The organism is Acidihalobacter sp. (assembly GCF_037381185.1).
Lineage (GTDB): Bacteria > Pseudomonadota > Gammaproteobacteria > DSM-5130 > Acidihalobacteraceae > Acidihalobacter_A.
The window spans coordinates 50,056-62,123 of record NZ_JARRQY010000001.1; the positions used below are offsets into that span (position 1 = coordinate 50,056).

Below are 12,068 nucleotides of genomic sequence, written 5' to 3' on the forward strand. Positions count from 1 at the left end.
GCCCCGCCGCTACCGCGGCGGCTTCGGTTTGCGGTAGAGCGCAAGATAGTGGTGCTCGAAGGCACGCTTGAGCCAGTGGAACAGCCGGCAGGCCGGGAGGATCAAGGTGCGTTTCGGGCTGCGGTAGACCAGGATGCCCTTCTCCAGCGTGTCGATGATGCACACGAGTTCGGTCTTGAAGGTTTCCTGCACGGGGCGCCCGTCCAGTTCCGCGAGCAGGTTGCGCGCCGCGGCAACGGCCTGTAGATCGGCCATATGCGCCTGTTTGGGCATCCAGTCCGGGCCGGGGAAACTGCCTGAATCGCCTACCACGTAAACGCGTTCGACGCCTGCGACCCGGGTGTGCTCATCGGCCTGGATCAGGCCGCCTGGCGACAGCGGGAGCCCGGATTCACCCGCCCAATCGGGACCGCTCATGCCGGGCATGAACAAAATCAGGTCGGCGGCGAATTCACCCTCTTCGGTCACCACCCGGTCCGCCTCGAACCGGACCGGTTTGTGCCCCAGCCGCGCTTCGATGTCGCGTCGCTGCATCTCGCGCAGCAGTCCGTCCACGGCGCGTTCGCCCAGCCGGGCGCCGGGGCGTGGCGAGCCGTTGAAGAACACCAGCTTGAAACGTTCGCGGCGGCGCTGCCGGCGCAGCAGCGTATCCAGGCCGAACATCAGTTCGAACATGGGCCCGCCGCGAACCGCCTGGGGTTCCTTGGGGTTGGCGCCGAAACCCAGGGCAATGGTGCCGCCTTCCATTTGGCTCAGTCTGTCACGGATGCTGCGCGCCGCATCGATACCCTCGCACAGCGTGATGGCGTGTTCGATGCCCGGGAGTTTTTTCAGGAAGCGGCCTCCGCTGGCGATGACCAGGCCGTCGTTGTCCAGCGATTCTCCGGTGTCCGTCAGCACGCGGCGGCCGCCGTTCTCGAGCCCTATTGCGCGGGCGGCTACATGGCGTACGCGATGCGTCTCGAAGAAACCGCTCAGATCGATGCGCAGATCGTCGGTTCTGCGCACTCTGGACGGAATCCAGATCAGACTGGGCAGATAGATCAGTTCCGCGCGGGAGGAGACCAGCGTGATCTCGGAGTGCTTGTCATGGCGGCGCAGTTCGCGAACCGTGCTCAGGGCGCCGAAACCGGCACCGATGATGGTGATGTGTTTCATGGGTTGGGGCGGTTTGTCCGAAGGGTGTCAGGATAAGGCAGGGCGGTAGTCGCCGGGTAGGGGGCTCGTGCGACGGGCGGCCTCGAAGCCCTCGTTTACGAAGGCGTTGATGACTTGTCCATGTGCCTGGATGAGCTTGACCACGTTGGGATCGTCACTGGTCTCGATGGTTTCCACGCCATCGGGCAGCTCGTTTATCTGCATGCGGACGGCGCCGGCCTGCGCGAATATTTCGGCGAAGGCGGCATCCCAGAAGCGCAGGCCGAAGCCTTCCTGCAGGCGTCGATGCATCGCATGGGCATGCTCCTTGAGCAGGGCTGCCAGGTCCGCGCTCCGGGTGGTGGTTACCGAGCGGATCCCGTCGGGAAGATTTTCCACCTCGCGTTGCAACTCGCGGTGTCTTTCCAGCAGAGTGTGAAAGATTGCCTGATCGTGTTCGTGGCGCTGCATGCGTCCGGCGTCCATGCTTTGGCCCCGTCCGCGTCCCATATGTCGGCGCATGCCGCCGGCAAAAGCCGGCGGCATGTCCGGCATCCAATTGCTGTCGTCGTTGTTCATGGTGATTTCCTGGTTCGTCATCCGCGCCGCGCGGTCAGGCGGCGTGCCCACATGCCTGATTGGCGGGCAATGCGGTGTCGATGCGGCGGGGATAAGGCAGGTCAAGCGCGTTCATGATGTCCACAAACTCCTGTTTCCCTTTGCCTGCAAGACGTGGATTGATGGTCTTCTCCTGGCCGACGCTGGAAACGTGGCGGCCTTCGTAGTCGTGTCCGGGGAAGACGAGCGTTTCGTCGGGGTGCGCAAACAGTTTCTGGATGCTGTCGTAGAGGCGCTCCGGATCGCCCTGCTGGAAGTCCGTGCGGCCGCAGGCGTTGATCAGCAGGGTGTCGCCGGTGAACAGCCGGTCGCGCCAGCGGAAGGAGGTGCAGCCGTCGGTGTGCCCGGGGGTGGCGATTGCGGTCAGCACTTCGTTGCCGAAGGCTAATTGCTCACCGTCGCAGATCAGCACGTCGGAGCACTCCAGCCGGGTGGCCGCTCCGGTTACCACCTGGGCTCCGGTGGCCTCGCGTATGGCACCGGAGCCGGTGATGTGGTCGGCATGGACGTGGGTTTCGATGCTGTAGCGCAGTGTGATGCCGAGTTCGCGAATGAGGTCGAGATCGCGCGCATGTCGTTCTTTGACCGGGTCGATGATGACGCCTTCGCGAGTCAGTGCGTCGGCGAGCAGGTAGGTATAGGTCGAGGTGTCGGGATCGAACAATTGGCGGAAAACAATCATGCCTACACTCCTTGAGTCGTGTGAGTTTCCTGATAATTTAAATATTCTTGATATCTGATATATATATCAGCAAATTTTATTGATCCAGTCAATACTTGAGTGGATCACTCGGGATGGGGTGTATGGAGGCGCATATGAAAAAGGCCCGGACGTTTAGCCGGGCCTTTCTGGTTTCTGGATCAGCTTGCTCCGAGCATCATCGGAAAGCTTCGCCGGGTTTGACCCCTATAGCCTTGAGGATCTTGGCCAGTGGGCACAGTCCGGTGAACGCGGACTGCAGTAGATTGAAGCCGACGAAGGCGGTCAGCCAGTACCAGTAGGGGCTGAGAAAATGCCCCAATAGTAGACTGATCAGTATGACGGCACCTGCGAAAGCCAGGACGATGCGTTCTATGGACATGGTGGATTCCTCTGAAAAGTTGGATGCACCATATATTAGCAATTGATGATATTTATATCAGCTTCACACTCAGCGCTTGTCCACGTCGACGTAGCTGCGCTCTTCGTAGCCGGTGTAGAGCTGGCGCGGGCGGCCGATGCGCGCGTTGGGGTCGCCCATCATTTCCATCCAGTGCGCGAGCCAGCCGACGGTCCTGGCCATGGCGAAGATCACCGTGAACATGTTCAGCGGAATGCCCATGGCGCGCAGGATGATGCCGGAATAGAAATCGACGTTGGGGTAGAGGTTGCGCTCCTTGAAGTAATCGTCTTCGAGGGCGATGCGCTCGAGTTGCATGGCGGTGTCGAACAGCGCCTGGTTGTCGTTGCCCGGGCCCAGCGCTTCGAGCACTTCGTAACAGGACTTGCGGATGATGACCGCGCGCGGATCGTAGTTCTTGTACACGCGATGGCCAAAGCCCATCAGGCGGTAGCGGTCCTCCTTGTCCTTTGCGCGATCGACATAGTGCTGTACCGGATTGCCGGAGGCGACGATTTCGTCGAGCATGCGGATGACGGCCTCGTTGGCGCCGCCGTGGGCGGGTCCCCAAAGCGAGGCGATACCGGCGGAGACGGCGGCGAAGGGGCTGGCCTCAGAGCTGCCGGTCAGGCGTACGGTGGAGGTGGATGCGTTCTGCTCGTGATCGGCGTGCAGGATCAGGATCAGGTCCAGAGCCCGCACGAAGCGCTCGTCTGGCACGAAGGGTTCGGCAGGCACCGAGAACATCATGCGCAGGAAGTTTTCGGTGAAGCTCAGACTGTTGTCGGGGTAGACGAAGGGTTCGCCTATGGAGTGCTTGTAGCTCCAGGCGGCAATGGTGGGCATCTTGGCGATCAGGCGGTGGGCGGCCATTTCGCGTTCGACGGGGTCGTGGACATTGCTCGCTTCGCCGTAGAAGGCCGCAAGAGCGCCGACTACGCCGACCATGGTCGCCATGGGGTGGGCATCGTGGCGGAAGGCGCCAACGAAGCGGCGCATAGCCTCGTGCAGCATGGTGTGGCGGGTGATGCTGTGTTCGAACTTGTCGAGCGCGCCGCCGTTGGGCAATTCGCCGTAGAGCAGGAGATAGCAGACTTCCAGATAGGAGCTGTGTTCGGCGAGCTGTTCGATCGGATAGCCGCGGTAGCGCAGCACCCCCTGGTCGCCGTCGATAAAGGTTATCGCGCTTTCACAGCTTGCGGTCGACATGAAGCCGGGATCGAACGTGAAATATCCAAGCTCCTTGTACAGCTTGCGCACATCGATCGTCGCCGGCCCGGTACTGCCGCGCAGCACGGGCAGTTCAACTTGGCGGCCGGTGGCGTTATCTGTAAGGGTTACGGTGTCTTTGCTCATTTTTCGCCATCTCCTTGCGTGACATCTCGTCCATCGAGAAGAGTAATCCTAGCAGATGGATTACTGGCCGGACTCGGCGTGCTGGTTCACCGGGCGGCGGGGCGAGACGTTATGATAAACCGGTGTCGCGTCAACCGCTTTGCTTGTGGCGTCGATCAGGGGTGCTCCGAGGATTCGCGTTCGAGGGCTACCGAGCGCTGGTGGACGATGATCGAGCCGATGCGCAGCAGGCCTAGCACCAGCAGCAGCGCGCTGAGGGCGTACACTTTATCCACTGCGAGCTTGGTCTCGAACAGGCCTATCATCACCTCGCGCAGTACGAAGACGATGGCCGCGTCGACGATGAAGGTCAGGCGCAGGCGGTTGACGCTAAAGTACTCCACCAGGGAGCGCGACAGCTCGATCAGCACGAACAGCGACAAGACCTCGGACACGACGTGCAGATAGCCCTCGGCGACATTGGCATCTCTGAACAGTTCGAGCAGCAGCAGAAAGAGGCGGCCGGTGCCGATGATGATGCCGATCGTGAGGAACACCAGCATGACCGCGAAGACGGCGCTGGTCACCCGTTCGAAAATCAGTTTCATGCTGAAGTTCATATGTTGCAAGCTGCCTGCGCTGGCTTTGGGATGTACATATTCCTTGTGCCGAAGCGCTCTGTCCAGACCTGCCGATATTCAGCCAGATAGTAGCGAGGAGATACCGCCATGCCCCCAGCATCCCCTTTCGTGGCGAGCTACCGAATCGACTCCGGCGGTCATGGTGTCGAGTTGCCGCCAGCGGACGCAGCGGCGCCGGGGAACGGTTACGTCTGGCTGCATCTGGATCGCGCAGATCCCGGGGCGCGCGAGTGGTTGAGCCGCGAAAGCGGGCTGTCGCCGCTGGTCGCGCAGGCTCTGCTGGCGGATGATCCGCGTCCGCGCAGCGTGCCCATGGATCAGGGGCTGCTGGTGGTGGCGCGCGGAGCCAACCTCAATCCCGGTGCGAATCCGGAAGATATGGTGGCGTTGCGCATATGGGTCGAGGAACGTCGCATCATCACGGTGCGCAGACGTCGGCTGCAGTCGATCGAGGATGTGCGTATAGCTTTGGCGGAAAGCCGCGGGCCGGCCAGCCCGGGGGGCTTCGTAGCCTTCGTGCTGGAGTGTCTGGTGGTGCGCCTGTCGGAGGTCATCGGCGAACTTGGTGAGGATGTCGATGCTTTGGAGGAGTCGATGCTGGCGGGGGAACTGCGCGAGATACGTACAAGCATCGCCGCGGTGCGGCGGGAGGCGGTGAGCCTCAGGCGCTATCTGGTGCCGCAGCGCGAGGCCTTCAACCGGTTGTTCACCGAACGCCTGCCTTGGCTGACGGACGATGATCGCTTGCGTCTGCGCGAACAGGCGGACCGGGCGGCACGTAGTGTCGAGGATCTCGAATTGTTGCGCGAGCGGGCGGTGGTCGTTCAGGAGGAGCTGCTATCGCGCGTCTCGGAGCAGATGAATCGCAAGATGTACGTGCTGGCCATGGTGTCCTTGGTGTTTCTGCCTTTGGGTTTCATCACCGGTCTGCTCGGCGTCAACGTCGGAGGGGTTCCCGGAGGTCAGAATCCGCGTGCGTTTTGGATGCTTTCCGGGGCGTTGGGGGCATTGGTTGCAGTGGAAGTATGGTTGTTCAGGCGCGCGGGCTGGTTCTAGCGATTCAGCGATCGGGCTTCAGCCCTGCCCACGCGTGCGCGTGCGATGCGGGCGCGCGTTGGTTTCTATGAAGTGGATGACCTCCCCGGCGATGTCCCTGCCGGTGGTGCTTTCGATCCCCTCAAGGCCGGGTGAGGAGTTGACCTCCATGACTACCGGGCCGTGGTTGGAGCGCAGGATGTCGACGCCGCAGACGTTGAGTCCCATGATCTTGGCGGCGCTGACCGCGGTCGCGCGTTCCTGCGGGGTGAGGCGAACGGCGCAGGCCTGGCCGCCGCGGTGCAGATTGGAGCGGAACTCGCCGTCCTTGGCCTGACGCTTCATGGAGGCGACCACCTTGCCGCCGATGACCAGGCAGCGGATGTCAGAGCCTCCGGCCTCCTTGATAAATTCCTGCACCAGGATGTTGGCCTTGAGTTCCATGAAGGCCTGCACCACGCTGGCGGCGGCTTGGCGGGTTTCGGCCAGTACCACACCCATACCCTGTGTGCCCTCGATCAGCTTGAGCACCAGCGGCGCGCCGCCGACCTGGTCGAGCAGGTCGTCGATGTCGTCCGGCGAATGCGCGAAGCCGGTGACCGGCAGTCCGATGCCCTTGCGCGACAGCAACTGCAGCGAACGTAGTTTGTCACGGGCACGGGTGATGGCGACCGATTCGTTAACGGGGAATACTCCCATCATCTCGAACTGGCGCAGTACGGCGGTGCCGTAGAAGGTGATGGAGGCGCCGATGCGGGGAATGACGGCATCCACGTTCTCGATCGACTCACCCTTGTAGTGAACTGAGGGCTTTAGAGAGGTGATGTTCATGTAGCAGCGCAACGGGTCGAGCACGAGAACTTCATGGCCGCGCGCCTGGGCGGCGGAGATCAGGCGCGAGGTCGAGTACAGCCGGCGATTGCGGGAAAGAATGACGATCTTCATGCTGGGATTCTTCAGGGCAGATGGGGGTAACCGGCGAGAAAGGAGGTGGCCGGATCGACGGTGAAGATTCCGTGCATCGCGGTGCGGCCCAGCAGCATGCGAAAGCGCATGCTGTCGCGGCTGGTCAGCGTGATCTCGATGGACCGCTCGATCCTGCCTATCACAAGCGGGGTTACGATCACGATGCGCTTCTCGCGATGGCCGCCGGAGTCCGATATCGTCCGCTCGTCGGCCACGTCGGCAGTACACTCGATGGCTCGCGTGGTTGAGCGCTGATCGGGGTGCAGTCCGAAGTATACGCGCTGCCGCCCGTTCTCCATATAGGTTTCAGTGAAGAATGCGTGCAGCGCGGAGGTGCGGGCGCCGGTGTCGACCTTGCACTTTATGCGCTCGATGCCGAGCGCGGGCAGCGCGGCCCATTCGCGCCAGCCGAGGACGTGTTTCATGCCGGCGGTTCCCGCTCTGCAGTGGGGTCCGGCCTGGAGTGCGGATCTTGCGGCGGCGTAATGATGTGTATGTCGCGCTGCGGGAAGGGAATCTGGATGCCCACTTCGCGAAAGGCGGCGTCGATGGCGAAATTGAGGTCGCTGTGCACCGACAGGCGTTCGCCGACATCGCGGATGTAGGCGCGCAGTTCGAAGTTGAGCGAGCTGTCGCCGAAGGACAGGAATAGGACATGGGGATTCGGAATGGCGCTGCTGTCCTGGATGACCAGCGGATGTTCACGCGCGACGCGCAGTAGTATCTCCTTGACCTGTTGGGTATCCGTGCCATAGGCGACGCCGATCGGTACGCGCACCCGGCCGAAGGTGTCGCGTAGCATCCAGTTGGTGACGCTGTTGGAGATGAGTTCCGAGTTGGGCACGATGACGTCTGCACGATCGAAGGTCTGGATCTGAGTCGAGCGGATACTGATGCGGCGCACGAAGCCTTCGACGCTGCCGACTACGATCCAGTCGCCGGTACGGATCGGTCGCTCGAAAAGCAGGATCAGGCCGGAGACGAAGTTGTTGACGATGTTCTGCAAGCCGAAGCCGATGCCGACCGAAAGCGCTCCGGCGATCAGTGCCAGGTTCTGGAAGGCAACGCCGGCGACCACGAGGGAGATCAGCGCGGCCGCAATGATGATGCCGTAGCCGGTGATGGCGACGGCCGCTTCGCGTGCGCCGCGCTCGAGTCTGGCATGTGACAGGCGTTGGTCGAGCACGGCGCGCGCCCACGAACCGAGCGACAGCAGCAGGGCCAGAACCATCAGCGCGATCAGCACGCGTGTCGGTTCAATCGTGACCTGGCCGATTGTGAAGCCGCGCATCACCCAACTCAGCATGACCATCTGGGTGGTGCTGGGTACGCCCCAAATGCGCATGAGGGAGAAGATCAGTGCCACCCAGATCAGAATGTGGATCAGTATCCGTAGCCAGAATAGACCGGGGACGAAGTTGTTTCCGCTGACGCCGAGGCGTTCCTTGAGGCGGCGTTCCCAGGCATGGCGGCCCTCGTCCATGCTGTCGATCAGGTCGCTGCTGAGGGCGGAGATCAGCCAGGCGATCAGCAGGCAGACCAGGGTCAGCGCGACGCCGCCGACCACGAACTGGCTGAAGTCGCGAAATCCGGTCCATTCCGCGGCAAGTCCCACCAGTAGCAGGATTGCGATGGTCACGCGAACGGGACCAATGCCCCGTTTGCCGCGCAGGCTGCGAATCAGCCACACGGTCCAGATGATGTTGAGCACGAGCAGGGTGCCCCACAGCGAGCGCGCCAGCAGTATGAGATTCGGCGAGCTGGCATCCGCGATCGGCGTGGCGAAGATCGCCCCTCCGATCGTCCCATTCAAGGCGAGCCAGCGCAGGGATTTGCCGAAGCGTTGCGCCAGCGGTTTGGAGAAGGGCAGATACGGTCGGGCGGGTGCCGGCGGATTGAACGTCGCCCGGATCGCGACGAGCGCCAGATGATAGGCGAACAGCAGGAAGCTGATGCCGGCCAGCAGCGGCCAGCCCCAGGCGGCGGGGCCTGCCGTCAGCCAATAGATCGACCATAAGCCGCTGACGAGCAAGCCTGGGCGGTAGCGGTTCAGGCTTAGCGCGATGGCCTGTGCGACGGCGCGGGTCAGATCATGTGCGGCGTCTACGGGGGTTACACGTGCGAGCCGATGCCGCCAAAGCAAGCCCCCGGCCAAACCGAGCAGGGTCAGTGCGCCGAGCCAGTACAGAGTGTCCGGGCTGCCGGAGCCGAGGCGGTCCCGCAACCTCTGCAGGTTGAACAACTTGCTGGGTTTGGACAGTTCCGGCAGCAATTGTTCGATGATGTGCCCGGTCGGCGGTCCACGTGTCTGCAGGCGGTTGGTAAGCCGTTCGTTCTGGAGCTTTAGCAGATCGCGCAGGACATTGGCACTGCTGACTTCGAGCAGCCGGCAACTGGCCAGCAGTTGCGATGTCTGGGTCTGCTGTCGTTCCAGTTGCAGCCTGGATGAGGTTACCTGCCATGACTCGCCCTTGACTGCCGGGCCGAGGGCCATGATCTGCTGGGTAACGTCGTTGCTTTCCGCCTGGCGCGCGCTGATGCAGTCGCCGGCATGGGATTTGTAGTCGGTGACCTGCTCGATGAGTCGCTTCAGATCGTTGTTGCTGGTGAGCGTGTTGCGTTCGATCTGTTTGGCAATGCGCTCGACCGCAGCCTGGTCGGTGCGCACCGTCGACGAGTCGATCTTGACGTCGGAAGCGGTGGCGACCGAGCTTGCGAACAGGATCAGTGCGAAGAAGAGTATGCGCGCTAGGGTGGACATCATGCGTCGTAATAACAGGCAGGAAGGGTGGGGCAGGCGCTGTTGGCTGAAGCCTAGCATAGCGCCGAGACAAGAGGCGCAGTGTAAATATGTGAACCCGATAGCCAAGATGTCGTGCGGCGGCGACAGGACTATGCCTAGCGAGAGTTTCGGCTGTCACATTCGTGTCATTCGTTGTTCGTAGACTGCGCTCAGCCAGGTAGAGGGGGGAAGCCCGTTCTGGCTTTACCATTCTTATTCCGTTGAGGTGAACAACATGCTTAAGCATTTCAGCAAGGGCTTGGTCGTGGGCGCGGCCCTGCTCGGCTCCGGCCTCATGGCGACGGCGCACGCCGAGGTCATGCAGATCAATGGTGCGGGTGCGACGTTCCCGTATCCGGTGTACTCGCAGTGGGCCGACGTCTATCAGAAGCAGACCGGTGTGGCGTTCAACTATCAGGCGATCGGTTCCGGTGGCGGCATCAAGCAGATCAAGGCCAAGACCGTTGATTTCGGCGCCTCCGATGCGCCGCTCAAAGCGGCCGAGCTGGACAAGGCGGGGCTGATGCAGTTCCCGATGATCATGGGCGGCGTGGTGCCGGTCGTGAACATCCCGGGCCTGATGATGGGGCACATGCACCTCGACGGCCAGGTGCTGGCCGACATCTTCATGGGTAAGATCAAGCGCTGGAACGATCCTCGTATCAAGGCCCTGAACCCGAGCCTCAGCCTGCCGAACCGCGCGATCACCGTGGTGCATCGTTCGGATGGTTCCGGCACCACCTTCATCTTCACCAACTACCTGACCAAGGTCAGCAAGAGCTGGGCGGACAAGGTCGGCAACAACAAGTCGGTCAGCTGGCCGGCTGGTGTCGGCGGCAAGGGAAACCAGGGTGTGGCTTCCTACGTGAACCGCATCAAGGGCTCGATCGGCTATGTCGAGTACGCTTATGCGCTGCAGAACAAGATGAACTACGTGCAGCTCAAGAATCGTGACGGCCACTACGTGGCTCCGACTGCCGAGAACTTCCAGGCCGCCGCTGCCGGCGCCGACTGGAAGAACGCTCCGGGCTACTACATGGTGCTGACCGACCAGCCCGGCGCCAAGAGCTGGCCGATCACGGGCGCGAGCTTCATCCTGGTCTACAAGAAGGCCATGAAGCCGGAAACCACCCAGGCGGTGCTGAAGTTCTACGACTGGGCCTATCATCACGGCCAGGCCATGGCCGAGAAGCTCGACTACGTGCCAATGCCCCAGAGCGTGGTGAAGATGGTCGAACAGACCTGGTCGCAGGAGATCAAGGGTCCCGACGGCAAGGCCGTGTGGAACGCCTCGATGAGCATGAAGTAACGACCGGCGTCCAGGACTGATATCCGGATGTCATCGCCTCCGGAATCGCGCAGGGGGTCGGCGTTATGCCGGCCCCCTGCGTCCGTTTTACCGCTGGGGGGTGAGCCTGTACATTTGCGGGCGAATCGCTCCATAGTCATCAGAGGTTGTCAGCGTGTCAGCTACCGCGTCTGCCGTATCCGCACATCGATCCCGTTTGGGTCAATCGCTGGGTGACCGCCTGTTCCAGGGCTCGACCCTGTTCTTCGCGCTCTTCGTCTTCATCGTGCTGGCCGCGATACTGGTGGCGTTGGCGCTTGCAGCCTGGCCCGCACTGTCGCACTTCGGCTGGGGGTTCCTGACCAGCTCGGAGTGGAACCCGGTCACGCTGAACTTCGGCGCTCTGTCGCCGATCGTGGGCACGCTTGTCACCTCGTTGATCGCCATGTTGATCGGTGTGCCGGTCAGCTTCGGCATCGCGCTGTTCATTACCGAAATGGCCCCGGCCTGGCTCAAGCGCCCGGTGGGCACCGCGATCGAACTGCTGGCGGCCATTCCTTCCATCATCTACGGCATGTGGGGGTTGTTCATATTCGCTCCGTTCTTCGCCGATCATATCCAGCCAGTGATGACGGACCTGTTCGGCGGACTGCCGCTGATCGGACCGATGTTCCAGGGGCCCCCGATCGGCATCGGCGTGTTCAATGCGGGTTTCATCCTCGCCATCATGGTGATTCCGTTCATCTCCTCGATCATGCGCGACGTGTTCGAAGTCGTGCCGCGCACGCTCAAGGAGTCGGCCTACGCCATGGGTTCGACCACCTGGGAGGTGGTGTGGAAGGTCGTGCTGCCGTACACGAAGGTGGGCGTCGTCGGCGGCATCATGCTCGGGTTGGGACGTGCGTTGGGCGAGACCATGGCGGTCACCTTCGTCATCGGCAACGCGCATGGCCTGAACATGTCGCTGTTCATGCCGGGCAACACGATTTCCTCCACGCTCGCAAACGAATTCACCGAGGCCGACGCCCCGCTGTACACCTCTTCGCTGATCGCTCTCGGCCTGCTGCTGTTCGTGATCACCGTGATCATCCTGTCCTTCGCGCGCCTGCTGCTGATGCGGCTCGAGCGCAGCCAGGGCGGCGAGAAGGCCTGAGGGGAGCATGACC

At 62.2% G+C, this 12,068-nt stretch carries 12 protein-coding genes; 3 read left to right on the forward strand and 9 right to left on the reverse strand.

The genetic code is table 11. The features are described from left to right. Nucleotides 1–9: 9 nt before the first annotated feature. The 6 genes from P8014_RS00230 to P8014_RS00255 all read right to left on the reverse strand — a co-directional run bounded on the left by P8014_RS00230 (nt 10) and on the right by P8014_RS00255 (nt 4,798). Complete coding sequence (locus P8014_RS00230; protein WP_337815288.1) at nt 10–1,158, reverse strand: FAD-dependent oxidoreductase; 1,149 nt, start codon at nt 1,156–1,158, stop codon at nt 10–12. Between the two features lie 27 nt (nt 1,159–1,185). Further along, nucleotides 1,186–1,716, reverse strand: coding sequence for a hypothetical protein (locus P8014_RS00235; protein ID WP_337815289.1), 531 nt, complete (start codon nt 1,714–1,716; stop codon nt 1,186–1,188). A 34-nt stretch (nt 1,717–1,750) separates the two neighbouring features. Continuing rightward, nucleotides 1,751–2,437, reverse strand: coding sequence for an MBL fold metallo-hydrolase (locus P8014_RS00240; protein ID WP_337815290.1), 687 nt, complete (start codon nt 2,435–2,437; stop codon nt 1,751–1,753). A 196-nt stretch (nt 2,438–2,633) separates the two neighbouring features. Beyond that, entirely contained in the window at nt 2,634–2,837 is a 204-nt protein-coding gene (locus P8014_RS00245; RefSeq protein ID WP_337815291.1) for a DUF2892 domain-containing protein, read from the reverse strand. 69 nt (nt 2,838–2,906) lie between these two features. After that, complete coding sequence (locus P8014_RS00250; RefSeq protein WP_337815292.1) at nt 2,907–4,211, reverse strand: citrate synthase; 1,305 nt, start codon at nt 4,209–4,211, stop codon at nt 2,907–2,909. 155 nt (nt 4,212–4,366) lie between these two features. Further along, the gene (locus tag P8014_RS00255) at nt 4,367–4,798 is read right to left on the reverse strand and encodes a phosphate-starvation-inducible PsiE family protein (protein WP_337815293.1); all 432 of its coding nucleotides are present in this window, start codon (nt 4,796–4,798) and stop codon (nt 4,367–4,369) included. A 120-nt stretch (nt 4,799–4,918) separates the two neighbouring features. On the opposite strand from P8014_RS00255, the gene P8014_RS00260 reads away from it, so the two are divergent. Beyond that, a complete protein-coding gene (locus P8014_RS00260) occupies nt 4,919–5,887 on the forward strand; it encodes a zinc transporter ZntB (RefSeq protein WP_337815294.1) in 969 nt (322 codons plus the stop codon). Nucleotides 5,888–5,905: 18 nt separating this feature from the next. Here the strand turns inward: P8014_RS00260 and rimK are convergent, their stop codons facing one another. From rimK to P8014_RS00275, 3 genes are read right to left on the reverse strand one after another with little or no spacing between them, the layout of a single operon-like run. After that, nucleotides 5,906–6,811: a 30S ribosomal protein S6--L-glutamate ligase gene (gene rimK, locus P8014_RS00265; protein WP_337815295.1), complete on the reverse strand. Its 906-nt coding sequence runs from the start codon at nt 6,809–6,811 to the stop codon at nt 5,906–5,908. Between the two features lie 11 nt (nt 6,812–6,822). Further along, nucleotides 6,823–7,257 carry a RimK/LysX family protein gene (locus tag P8014_RS00270; protein WP_337815296.1) on the reverse strand — a complete coding sequence of 145 codons (435 nt, stop codon included), beginning with the start codon at nt 7,255–7,257 and terminating at the stop codon, nt 6,823–6,825. Further along, on the reverse strand, nt 7,254–9,593 hold the full coding sequence (locus P8014_RS00275) for a mechanosensitive ion channel domain-containing protein (protein WP_337815297.1): 2,340 nt from the start codon (nt 9,591–9,593) through the stop codon (nt 7,254–7,256). Before P8014_RS00275 ends, P8014_RS00270 begins: the two co-directional genes overlap by 4 nt. 256 nt (nt 9,594–9,849) lie before the next feature. Here P8014_RS00275 and pstS point away from each other — a divergent pair, with 256 nt between their 5' ends. Further along, entirely contained in the window at nt 9,850–10,923 is a 1,074-nt protein-coding gene (gene pstS / locus P8014_RS00280) for a phosphate ABC transporter substrate-binding protein PstS (RefSeq protein ID WP_337815298.1), read from the forward strand. Nucleotides 10,924–11,119: 196 nt separating this feature from the next. After that, the gene (gene pstC, locus P8014_RS00285) at nt 11,120–12,055 is read left to right on the forward strand and encodes a phosphate ABC transporter permease subunit PstC (RefSeq protein ID WP_337815299.1); all 936 of its coding nucleotides are present in this window, start codon (nt 11,120–11,122) and stop codon (nt 12,053–12,055) included. Nucleotides 12,056–12,068 lie beyond the last annotated feature (13 nt).

Bases quoted from the DNA above. Each gene is read 5' to 3' on its own strand.
- P8014_RS00230 (WP_337815288.1), bottom strand. From the start codon at position 1,158: ATGAAACACATCACCATCATCGGTGCCGGTTTCGGCGCCCTGAGCACG.
- P8014_RS00235 (WP_337815289.1), bottom strand. From the start codon at position 1,716: ATGAACAACGACGACAGCAATTGGATGCCGGACATGCCGCCGGCTTTT.
- P8014_RS00240 (WP_337815290.1), bottom strand. From the start codon at position 2,437: ATGATTGTTTTCCGCCAATTGTTCGATCCCGACACCTCGACCTATACC.
- P8014_RS00245 (WP_337815291.1), bottom strand. From the start codon at position 2,837: ATGTCCATAGAACGCATCGTCCTGGCTTTCGCAGGTGCCGTCATACTG.
- P8014_RS00250 (WP_337815292.1), bottom strand. From the start codon at position 4,211: ATGAGCAAAGACACCGTAACCCTTACAGATAACGCCACCGGCCGCCAA.
- P8014_RS00255 (WP_337815293.1), bottom strand. From the start codon at position 4,798: ATGAAACTGATTTTCGAACGGGTGACCAGCGCCGTCTTCGCGGTCATG.
- P8014_RS00260 (WP_337815294.1), top strand. From the start codon at position 4,919: ATGCCCCCAGCATCCCCTTTCGTGGCGAGCTACCGAATCGACTCCGGC.
- rimK (WP_337815295.1), bottom strand. From the start codon at position 6,811: ATGAAGATCGTCATTCTTTCCCGCAATCGCCGGCTGTACTCGACCTCG.
- P8014_RS00270 (WP_337815296.1), bottom strand. From the start codon at position 7,257: ATGAAACACGTCCTCGGCTGGCGCGAATGGGCCGCGCTGCCCGCGCTC.
- P8014_RS00275 (WP_337815297.1), bottom strand. From the start codon at position 9,593: ATGTCCACCCTAGCGCGCATACTCTTCTTCGCACTGATCCTGTTCGCA.
- pstS (WP_337815298.1), top strand. From the start codon at position 9,850: ATGCTTAAGCATTTCAGCAAGGGCTTGGTCGTGGGCGCGGCCCTGCTC.